This is a genomic window from Deferribacterota bacterium (genome assembly GCA_034189185.1).
GTDB lineage: Bacteria > Chrysiogenota > Deferribacteres > Deferribacterales > UBA228 > UBA228.
Genome location: JAXHVM010000067.1, coordinates 1 through 10355, shown reverse-complemented (window position 1 = coordinate 10355; position 10355 = coordinate 1). Strand labels below are relative to the sequence as shown.

General features: G+C 29.7%; 14 protein-coding genes and 1 pseudogene. 3 read left to right on the top strand and 12 right to left on the bottom strand.

The window, feature by feature from the left end; translation table 11 throughout:
• Positions 1-88 precede the first annotated feature (88 nt).
• The gene (gene rpsU / locus SVN78_06040; GenBank protein ID MDY6821163.1) at positions 89-310 is read left to right on the top strand and encodes a 30S ribosomal protein S21; all 222 of its coding nucleotides are present in this window, start codon (positions 89-91) and stop codon (positions 308-310) included.
• Positions 311-323: 13 nt separating this feature from the next.
• Here rpsU and SVN78_06035 read toward each other — a convergent pair whose 3' ends face one another.
• The 8 genes and pseudogenes from SVN78_06035 to rpmH form a co-directional block, all read right to left on the bottom strand.
• Entirely contained in the window at positions 324-1928 is a 1605-nt protein-coding gene (locus tag SVN78_06035) for a glycosyltransferase family 39 protein (GenBank protein MDY6821162.1), read from the bottom strand.
• A gap of 6 nt (positions 1929-1934) precedes the next feature.
• Positions 1935-2588, bottom strand: a complete 654-nt coding sequence (gene fsa / locus SVN78_06030; GenBank protein ID MDY6821161.1) for a fructose-6-phosphate aldolase — start codon at positions 2586-2588, stop codon at positions 1935-1937.
• Positions 2588-2845 (bottom strand): YHS domain-containing protein, encoded by a 258-nt coding sequence (locus SVN78_06025; protein ID MDY6821160.1) that lies wholly within the window; start codon positions 2843-2845, stop codon positions 2588-2590. The genes fsa and SVN78_06025 overlap by 1 nt, the downstream gene beginning before the upstream one ends.
• Complete coding sequence (locus tag SVN78_06020) at positions 2838-3491, bottom strand: Jag N-terminal domain-containing protein (GenBank protein MDY6821159.1); 654 nt, start codon at positions 3489-3491, stop codon at positions 2838-2840. The genes SVN78_06025 and SVN78_06020 overlap by 8 nt, the downstream gene beginning before the upstream one ends.
• An 8-nt stretch (positions 3492-3499) precedes the next feature.
• Positions 3500-5017 (bottom strand): membrane protein insertase YidC, encoded by a 1518-nt coding sequence (gene yidC, locus SVN78_06015; protein MDY6821158.1) that lies wholly within the window; start codon positions 5015-5017, stop codon positions 3500-3502.
• 80 nt (positions 5018-5097) lie between these two features.
• Positions 5098-5259, bottom strand: a pseudogene (yidD, locus tag SVN78_06010) (membrane protein insertion efficiency factor YidD).
• Complete coding sequence (rnpA, locus tag SVN78_06005) at positions 5213-5560, bottom strand: ribonuclease P protein component (GenBank protein MDY6821157.1); 348 nt, start codon at positions 5558-5560, stop codon at positions 5213-5215. The pseudogene yidD and the gene rnpA overlap by 47 nt, the downstream one beginning before the upstream one ends.
• Entirely contained in the window at positions 5561-5704 is a 144-nt protein-coding gene (gene rpmH, locus SVN78_06000) for a 50S ribosomal protein L34 (protein ID MDY6821156.1), read from the bottom strand.
• A 253-nt stretch (positions 5705-5957) separates the two neighbouring features.
• Between rpmH and SVN78_05995 the strand changes: the two genes are divergently transcribed.
• On the top strand, positions 5958-6512 hold the full coding sequence (locus SVN78_05995; GenBank protein ID MDY6821155.1) for a hypothetical protein: 555 nt from the start codon (positions 5958-5960) through the stop codon (positions 6510-6512).
• A 24-nt stretch (positions 6513-6536) separates the two neighbouring features.
• Positions 6537-7562, top strand: a complete 1026-nt coding sequence (locus SVN78_05990) for a rhodanese-like domain-containing protein (GenBank protein ID MDY6821154.1) — start codon at positions 6537-6539, stop codon at positions 7560-7562.
• A gap of 77 nt (positions 7563-7639) precedes the next feature.
• Here SVN78_05990 and SVN78_05985 read toward each other — a convergent pair whose 3' ends face one another.
• The 4 genes from SVN78_05985 to thiF form a co-directional block, all read right to left on the bottom strand.
• Entirely contained in the window at positions 7640-8161 is a 522-nt protein-coding gene (locus tag SVN78_05985) for a TlpA disulfide reductase family protein (GenBank protein MDY6821153.1), read from the bottom strand.
• The gene (locus tag SVN78_05980) at positions 8162-9061 is read right to left on the bottom strand and encodes a complex I NDUFA9 subunit family protein (protein ID MDY6821152.1); all 900 of its coding nucleotides are present in this window, start codon (positions 9059-9061) and stop codon (positions 8162-8164) included.
• Between the two features lie 19 nt (positions 9062-9080).
• Positions 9081-9839 carry a YdcF family protein gene (locus SVN78_05975; protein ID MDY6821151.1) on the bottom strand — a complete coding sequence of 253 codons (759 nt, stop codon included), beginning with the start codon at positions 9837-9839 and terminating at the stop codon, positions 9081-9083.
• The coding region (gene thiF / locus SVN78_05970) for a sulfur carrier protein ThiS adenylyltransferase ThiF (GenBank protein ID MDY6821150.1) at positions 9836-10355 on the bottom strand (520 nt) is incomplete at its 5' end. The genes SVN78_05975 and thiF, both read right to left, overlap by 4 nt.

Sequence of the window (10355 nt, the reverse complement as noted above, 5' to 3'; positions counted from 1 at the left end):
AACAGAGGATGCTATTTTAAATAAAGCTGATCCAATCTTAATATTTGATAACAAGAAAGAATCAGCATAAAAAATTTTAAGGGGTGATATGTTGGCAGTTAACGCTATAGTAAAAGTAAGAAATAATAATGTTGATGGGGCATTAAAACTTTTAAAGAAAAAGATTGAAAGAGAAGGACTTATTAAAGAGATAAAAAGACATACTTATTATGAAAAACCTACTGAAATAAAAAGAAAAAAGATATTAAAGGCAAAAAGAAAACATCAGAAATTGATGCGCAAGCTTAAACAAAAGCAAAAATATATTTAAAGAAATATTAAGGTTATTCTTTATTACATAAATAAGCGCTGTGTATTCTTTGTTTAGCTATCTTTTCACAGCTGATATTATATAGCTTAACAACATTATTTATGTGGCTGGGCTTTGTAACAATAAAGACTTTTTCATTTTTCTCGATAATTTTTGTTAAGCTTTTTTTGTCTAATATATAATGTTTTTTATACATGCTATCATCCTCAAACTGTATCTCCCTTTTAGGATAAAAGGCTGTGATATTTAGCTTATTTCTATAAAATGATATTGAAGGTATAAAACATTTATAGGTGATAACCTCATATTTCCTATTTGAATCTAAATTATTTATTACTGATGACATACTCTTATATCCTGTTATTTGATCGCCTATATAAGGGCACAGTATATATGAGAAAAACATCATAATTAAAAGCATGCAAGCTGCATTAAAAGCAAAATAATCTTTAAATCTAATAGTAGATAAAAAAGCTAATAATATAGTTAAAGCCCAAAATGATATAATTAAATAAAGTGTTAAATTAAAATTGTTAATACCATAAATTGAAATAAATAATATTAATAAAAAGATATTTGACATTAAAAGAATTAGATAAGAAAAATAATTGATAAATTTGTCTTTAAATTTGTAATATACAAAAGATGCTATAATTGAAGCTAAGCTGTAAAAGGGTAATATATAGGTTATTAGTTTTGCGCGATTTAGTGAAAGTATAATAAAAGGTATCAATATATATGCATATAATATATAGATTCTATTTGGGATGTTCTTTCTTTTTACAAGACCTTTGATTAGATATAATATATAGGGGAAGAAGGTTATTAAAAAGGTGGGCACAAAATAATATATAGGCGCATCTTTATTAAATTTGTTATCCTTTAGTCTGTGAAATATTTGATCAACAACAAAATAGTTTAAAAGTTCAGGAATTTTTAGAGTGACTATTATATACCATGGAAAAGCAACAATACTAAATATTATAAAACCAATAGAAATTTCTTTTAGATTAAAAACGCACTTGTGGCTATCACTAAAAACCTTGATTATATAAAAAGGAATAAGTGTAAATATAAAAACAACTGGCCCCTTAGTTAGAAAGGCTAAGCCCAGAAAAAAAGCAAGAAAATATGCGTTGAGACTACTTTTTTTATGGTAGATCTGCCTAAATAGAAAATAATATGAGAGGGTTGCAAAGGCTGTTAGATAAATATCAGTGGCAAGTACCCTTGAGAATATTAAAAATAAGAGTGATGACGAGGAGAATACTACTGATAAAAAAGCAAAATAATCATTATCAAAAAATAATTTACTTAAAAAATAAACAGTAATGAGAGTTATTAAAGAAAAGATCACCCCAAAAAATCTTAAACCAAAGGTGTTTACACCGAATATTTTCATTCCTGAAACCATCATCCAATATGAGAATGGTGGTTTGTGGAAGTGCTTTATTCCCTCAAAGGTCGGGGTTATATAATCTTTATTAACATACATCTCCCTTGAGATTTCGGCATATCTACCCTCTGTTGTTTCAAATAGGGGGGCACTACCTGTTCCAATAAAAAGATATAATGTTAGAAATATTAAATATATTATAACATAGTGTTTGTATTGCACCAATACCTATCTACTCTTCTCTATAAAACGTTGCCAATCTTGCATAAATCTTTCTATTCCAATATCTGTTAGGGGGTGTTTTAACATCTGCCAAAAAATATTAGGTGGCATAGTAATTATGTCTGCACCTGCATTGATAGATAAAACCACGTGGTTTATATTTCTAACACTTGCAACAATAACCTCACTGTTAAATTTGTAGGTATTAATCATTTCCTTTATTTGCAAGGCAAGCTCCATACCATCAGAGCCGATATCATCTAGCCTTCCAACAAAGGGGCTTAAATATGTAGCTTTTGCTTTACATGCAAGAAGTGCTTGGGTTAGTGAAAAAATTAGTGTCATATTTACTGGTATACCCATTTGAACAAGCTCATTTGTTGCTATCAGTCCATCTGTTGTAAAGGGTATCTTAACAACTATATGTTTACTTATAGAGGATAGCTTTGTTGCTTCATCTATCATATCCTTCGCATTAGTTGATACGACCTCAGCACTTACCGGACCTTTAACAATATCACAGATTTCTTTACAAATATCATTAAAATTACCAGATTCTTTGGATATTAGCGTTGGATTAGTTGTAACACCATCTAAGAGGCCTATATCTTTAACCTTTTTTATTTCATTGATATTTGCAGTGTCTAAAAAAATTTTCATTAGTCCTCCCTTTGCTTAGACTTGTTTTCTCTCTTTTTCTCTTCTATGAATTTTTTTTGGCATGCTTCAGAACAGAAATAATAGATATTATCAAAATATTTTACTTTATAAGGGGTGTCTTTATTAATATATGTGCCGCACACATGATCTTTTACTAAATCAACTGTTTTATCAGGTATTTCTTTTTTACCTTTTCTTTTTTTAAAGTATAAGTAAGCAACTAATGATATTATGATTAATGTAAAGAGTTTAAACATTTTTGTATTGCCTATTATTTCTCTTATATGGATAGATGTAAATAGTTTTTAATAGCCCTTCTCCACTACTTTCCGATTTAACACCTCTTTTGCTTTTTATATAATCATGTACAGCTTTTCTCAGTATTGGGACCATAGGATTTAATTTTTGTCTTCTACCAGTAGAAAGTACATAGCTGATCTTTGCATCTATTTTATCTTTTGCATTTGTCAAAAATTTTTGTCTATAGCCTTCAACATCAACGCTGACATTTATTTTTGAGTCACAATTCTTCAGCATTTTATCTAAAATGTGTTGAATTGCATCGAGATGTTGTGCATTTTTGCCTATTATAATATTAGCTTCTTTTGATAAGATATTTATAATAAATTCATTTTTATTCATTGTAGTCTCAAATGCAAAATCATCAATATTCATTAACTTTAGAATTTCTCCTAATAGGATTTTAGATTTTCTTTTAATAAACTCCTCATCATCAACAGTTATTTTTATCTTTGTAGTTTTTTTCCCAAAACCTAAAAAACCCTTGCTACCATTATCTATAATTTCATAGCCTACAATAAAATCTCTTGAATAACCACTTTTTACAATAAAATTGTTAAGAGCTTCTTCAACAGAAGTGTCTTCTAATTCAAATGTTTTCATAGTATACCTCATTCTAATTTTTTATTTAGATACATTTGATGTATAATTGTTAATATATTGTTAACGAGCCAATAGATAACAAGGCCTGATGGAAAATTGATGAATAAAAAAGTAAAAATTATAGGCATGAGCATAAAGATTTTTTGTTGTGTAGGATCAGCTGTTGAGGGAGTCATTTTTTGTTGAGCAAACATTGAAAGCCCCATTAAAATAGGTGTTATATATAGGGGGTCTTTTTGAGAAAGATCGGTAATCCACCATATGAAAGGTGAATTTTTAAGCTCAATTGATACTAGTAGCATCCTATATAGGGCTATAAATATTGGTATTTGTATTAAAAGTGGTAGACAGCTGCTCATTGGGTTGACTTTATGCTTTCTGTATAACTCCATAACAGCGGCATTCATTTTCTGAGGATCACCCTTATATTTATTTCTAACTTTAGTGATCTCAGGTTGAACTTTTTGCATTTTTTTCATTGACTTCATACTCATGCTGTTTAGTGGGAGTGTTAATAATTTTAAGATTAATGTGAGCAATATTATTGCAACGCCATAATTATTAAAGATGTTATTGAAATATATAAGTACTTGTAAGAACGGTATCGCCAAAAAGAAAAATATTCCAAAATCAACACTTTTTTCTAGATTTAAACCTAGAGACTTGAGAAGGTTGTATTCCTTTGGACCGACATATATTTTATATTTGATATTTTTCTGACTGTTTGGGTTAATATCTATTATTTTTTTTGCTTCTAAGATTGCAGAATCTTTATATTTATCCATTACTGCTTTATTGTAAGTGCCGTCGATAATTGATAGCAAAAAATACTTTGATGTAAAACCAAACCACAGAGGATTTGTTATCTCTATATTATCTTCTATATCATCTTCTTTTTCCTTGAATAATTTTTTTCCATTATAAGCTATGAGGCCACTAAAAATAAATTTACTCTCATCAAATCCTTCCCCAAGACCTGGTCCAACATTAATATTGTAATCTAGTTTTTTTGTTATATTTGAATTATTAATTATACTATCTTCTACCTTAATAATAAAATCATTATTTTTAATTGAATAAGTTCTTTTTATAAGAATATTACTATTTTTATATATTAAATCTATACTTGTTATATTTTTAGCTTTAGTAATATTTTCAATTGAAGGGGTTCCAAAGTTATTATGTGAGATATAATCTTTATACTTACTTTTGAAAACAACAGGTTCAACTAGTTTATCTTTATAGCTAAAGATCTCTATGCTGTTTATAAAGCCAGTTTCTTTATTAATAGCTAATCTAAGGTGCTTATTGTTGATATGTAGGAGATCTGCTTGTTTTATTTCATAGGTTTTTGTGGGACGAGCAATCTTTTTTGTTTCTGGCTCATATGCATTTGTGTTATTTTTGTTTGTTTTATTATTTATAGTGTCTTTAGTTGGTGTTATGTTATCAGGACTGTAGAATATCTGAAATAATATTAGTACAAGCAAACTTAAAACTACTGCTATAATTGTTCTTTTTTCCATTTAATATATTCCTCTCTATTTACTGGGTCATATCCTCCATAACTAAAGGGGTTGCAACGTGCTATTCTCCACATAGCTAGCAAGGTACCTTTAAATATCCCTTTATTTATTATCGCTTCTTTTGCGTAATCTGAACAGGTTGGATAATATTTACATCTTTTTCCTAAAAAAGGAGAAATGCAATATTTATATAAATTAATATGAAATATTATTAATTTTATTAAACAAATCTTTAACTTCATATGCAATATCATTATAAGCAGTATTTAGTGTACTATGTCTAGCAATAATTAACATTTCTAGATCATTTTCTATTATATGTTTATGAAGCCTATAGGCCTCTCTTAATAGTCTCTTTACCTTGTTTCTCTTAACTGCTAGTTTAGCTATTCTCTTACTAACTATAAAGGCAACCCTTCTTTTTTCTGCTTTTTTATAGTATAAAATGACATATTTTCCTATTAGTTTATTGCCATTTTTAAACAACTCATTAAAGGTATTCTTGTTTTTTATGGTTTCACTTTTTTTTAACGAAAACTGCATCTATATAGAAAGTTTTTTTCTGCCCTTTGCACGTCTTCTCTTTATAATATTTCTTCCTGAACTAGTTTTCATTCTAGCTCTAAAGCCATGTCTTCTTTTTTGCTTTAGATTTGTCCTGTTCTTCAATGTTAATCCCTGCGCCATTGATTCCCCCTATTTTGATTATCTTTTAACCTAATATATTTGTTTAGTGGTTGTGAATTATATAGATAGCTTATAAATTTGTCAATCTAATTTCACAATTATGCTTGACAATAAATAGAATATTGTATACATTTTAATTTGATAAATAATTTATTATATTTTTAAACTGTAAAAGTTAATATTTAATTGAGTTTTATTTTAAAAGGCAATGTATTTATTAGATGTTTTATTTAATAACATTAAGGAGGTGATTATGAAAAAGAAGATTTTGCTAGCACTATTTTGCACGTTTTTCCTCTTGTTTCTGACAACAAGCAGCTATTCAGCCGAAAAAAATCCAACTAGCATACTTGTTAAGGACATCAATCAACAAGAGGTGTTGCAACCAAAAGACCAGAATATGACAGTTCCTTCTCTGGAATTGCTGGCTATGGTTTTTGATGCACTGGGACCATTAATATTTTCCTTTGACAACAATTTTATGAATTCAACGGTTTTGGGACCAATGGGTTTGTATGTGTTGCCCCGTTTTAATGAATTGGTAAGGGCACTTGTTGATCCAATCCAAGAGTACTATGTTGGGCGTGCGCTTACAGATTTGCCAGCCCCTCAGATTGCAGAAGAGCTAAATACCCGCGGAGATTACTATACTGTAATTGATGATAGGGCTGCCTTTGAGTTTGGTGGATTTCATGCAACTGGAGCAACAAATGTACCCCTTGGTAGTGTTAGAACAGCGTTAATGATGGGTAAATTGCCAGATGGAACTGATCTCACCGGTAAACGTTTGATAACGATGTGCGCTTGAGGGATCAGAAGTGGGCTAGCAGGTATGCTAGCAAATGCATATGGTTATGATGTTTATAACCTAGATGGTGGTTTGGGTCAGTGGTTAGCAGCTGGCTTAACTGTAGAAGGGAATAATTTAAACCCAACAAACGACGAAGATATTTTAAAGAAAGGCTTTAAAGCCCCGCTAAACTTAAATAAAGAGACTTATTCAATTAAATCAGTTATTAAGAGGCTTAATGATATTGCATTGCGTTATAATATACCACGTGACCTTCAAATTGATGAATTTAACAATTTGTTAGCTAAATTAGGTATCGATAAAAGGCTAGAGGAAGAGAATTTTAAGATAATTATGCAGCAAGCAAATACCACACCTTTAATTACAAATATGGTTAGAATGATGCTCAATAGTTTGGTTGTTCCCTTTCTAACAAGAAATATTCCAGAAGAGGCCTTTGATGAGGCAGCAAAAGAAAGGCTATCTAGCGCAGTAGAGGGTTTAAGTAGTGGTATGGGGTTTTTAACTGCCCATATAATATCTGGTAGAATGCCATTAGCAATATCTCCTTTTGGTTTGGCAGAATTAGTTGAAGAAAATAATGGCAATGTTCAACTAGTAGATGCAAGAAGTCAGATTGAATATGAGGGTTATCATGTTCCTGGTGCTATAAATGTATTTTCTGATAGCAGTGAGTTTATAGATCTATTAAGCTCTAATAGGCTTGATAAATCTGCGCCAACTGTATTTTTATGTAATAGTGGTGCAAGAGCATCTGAGGCTGCATTTATAGCAAAAGATTATGGTTTTGAAAATGTTTATGATCTGGCAGGTGGCACTGTTAATTGGACTGCTGCTGGTATGCCAACTATTTTGAAATCAGCTCAAGCTATAGATGCCAGTGATCAATCAGATTCTAGTGAAATATATCAGGTTGAGGTAGAACCTGGTGCACTTGCCCCACCCATGGGAGAAATAGTATCTCAGCCTTCTGAGGAGGGTGGTGTGGAAGCTCCAGGTGGATTGGAACCCCTTGTTCCAGAAGCTGGTTTTGGGGCAGGTTGTTAACTAAATAAGTAAAATAGTTAAATAAAAGCTGGGAGAGCTATACAACTCTCCCAGTTATTTTTTTGTTTTAATTTAATTTATTCTTTAAGCTTTTTTATAATTTCTTCAATCTGTGTAGTAGAAAGGAATCCAAAGTGTATATTGTAAAGAGAGCCATCAGGCTTATAGATTGCGCTTATTGGGATACTCATAATGTTGAATTTCCTTTGTAGTTCTTCATTTGCTAAATATACAGGATAATTGATACCCATGTCATTAATAAAGGTAAGTGCAGATTTAGCATCTTTATCTAGTGATAATCCTATAATTGTTAGATTATTTTTATGTTTATTAAACATGTTTATAAAACCAGGGATTTCTTGCCTGCATGGTGGACACCATGAGGCATAAAAGTTAGCTATCACAATCTTTCCTTTTTCTTTTGCTATTATTTTATCATATTCATTTGTACCTATTTTATTTAATTTAATTTTTGTGTGATTATTTTTAGTAATATTGTCCTCTCTAATATCTTTTGATTTTTCATTCTCTGAATTAGAGCATGCAAAAATTACAATGATTAAAAACAATACTAAAGAATTTTTAAGCAAAAGCTTCATTTATACCCCCTTTACAATTTTTGGCAAAATATCTTCTAATTTATTTTTATCTATATTTATAACATTATTAATGCTGTCATCATCACAAATATTCCCCCTTTCTAACATCCTTAGTTGATCACATGTTATTGGATATATTGAAAACCTTTCAAGATGTCTTGTAATAAAATATATAATAGGCATTGGTAGTGGCAACAATAATCTTTTAAATCCTAAATTTTTATTTATTAGTGATAAAATCTCTTTATAAGTATAAACCTTTGGGCCACATAAGGGGTAAGTAGCCCCAATAGTTTTTTTGTTGTCAATGGAGTTGATAAAATATTTAACAACGTCTTTTACGTATATAGGTTGATAAGGATATTTCCCGTGACCAAAGTAAAAAAAGAGAGGCGTCCTTTTCATTAACTTGGAAAGCAAAGAAATAAAAGCATCACCAGCACCAAAGATTACAGATGGCCTAAAGATTGTAAAATCTAAATTGTTATTTTTCACAATCTCTTCTGCTTTATATTTTGTAAGGTTATATTTTAATGATAAATCCTTTTCAATACCATTTGCTGACATTTGTATAAATCTATTAATACCAGCTTTTTTTGCAAGGGTTACAAGATTGTTGGTGGCTTCTATATGGGCCTTATCAAAGGTTATCCCCTTTGCAGGATATTCTCTTATAATTCCTATTAGATTGATAATTACATCAATATCATTAAGAGCATGTTCATAACTTTTTATATTTATTGCATCTCCTTGAATAACTTCACAATTTTTATTTTTTATATTAATGTTGCTACTATTTCTTGATAATACTTTAACAAGATAACCACTATCAACTAAACCTTTTAAGAGGTAGCTACCAACAAAACCACTTGCCCCTGTTAGAAAAATTCTTTTATACATATTATAGATTTTATAATTATTATAAAAATAATCTATAGTAAACTATCCCCAAATATTCATGTAAAGCTTTAACGCTATTATGTAGAGTATTGATATTTGGTAGAAATGAGAAAGTTGTTACTGGTGTACTTTCAATTAAATAGTTTACAGGATAGGGCATTGTTTTGACACCAAATTTTTTAAAAGAATAAATTGCTCTAGGCATGTGGTAGGCAGATGTTATTAATACAGGATTTTTAAACACCATTTTTTCAATGATTTCAGATACTGCTTTAGCGTTTTCATAGGTATTTATACTTTTTGCCTCAATAATAATACTATTTCTATTAACGCCAAGATCATATAGATATTTTGCCATTATATAACCTTCAGAATGAGAAGCTTTTTTTATGGGGGATTTTCCACCAGTAGTTATTATAGGTTTTTTATATTTTTTATATAAAAAATATACATTAATTAGTCTTTTTAGTGATTCTGGTGATAATGTTGCAGAATAGGTTTTATTATTTTTATTTTCTATTAAACCCCCTCCTAAAACAATATAAACATCACCCTTAGCAAGGTCATTCAAGTTAGGCTCGTAACTATTTTCTAATGGTTTTATTAAGTAGTTTGATAACACAGGCACTGATAGGCTATATAAAAGAATAATAGTAATGCCTATAATATACCTAGCTGGTTTTATTTTAAAACTAAATATAAACGCAATCAGTAATAACAATATAAAAAAACCAGGAGGTAACAACATTTGTGCTAAAAATTTTTCAAAATAAATCATCTAATCCCCAATAGAAGCTGTATTGCTAGATGTGCTTGCATTGAAGCAGCAACGTTTACCCTTGATGCCATTAATCCCTGGCCAACTTTTGCCTCCGATATAAAATCCCCAATTAAATATAGATTATTTGATATTTGTTGAATTGTTATATCCTCTGCATTTGATAATCCAGCAACACCTGAAACGCCAATTATTTTTTTATTTGGGAATAGCCTTATACATTTATTTATAAACATTGTTTTTGCTTCCTTTTTATCAAATGCTTCAAGTATAATATCAGAGTTTTTACAAAATTTTTCTATATTTCCCTCATCTATTTTTTCGTTATAGGTAGTGTATTTTAGGTAAGGATTTATTTTATTGAGCGTCTCTTTTAAAGCGTTTGTCTTTGCTAGCCCAATTTGACCTATAAAATAGTACTGTCTGTTTAAATTAGATGGCTCTACAATATCATAGTCAACTAATATTAATGTTCCAACTCCCATCCTGGCTAATATTGCCGCACAGTTTGAGACA